Here is a 330-nt window from a genome sequence, read left to right on the forward strand (position 1 = left end):
CCATAAATCACTCTGTTTGATTTGAATAATACTTTTCAGACAGCAAATATATAGGCTAAAATGACCTCTTCTAAGTCCCAGGGAATTATAAGGAAAGGAAGTGATGAAAAAGAAAATTCGCCCAAGATTTGGTAGTTTGATTTTTTATGTCTACCTTAGCACTCAGAAGGAATATTATTACAGTCATACTAAGCTATGATAAGCAAAAGTGAAGAACGTAGGAATCAAATACTCGTTGGGGCATTCAAACTCTTTTTGGAGAAAGAGTATGCGGATGTCACTACGGCGGATTTGGAAGAAATAGCAGGCAATAAACAATCTAGATACAGA

It is taken from the genome of Porphyromonas sp. HMSC065F10 (assembly GCF_001808555.1).
Lineage (GTDB): Bacteria > Bacteroidota > Bacteroidia > Bacteroidales > Porphyromonadaceae > Porphyromonas_A.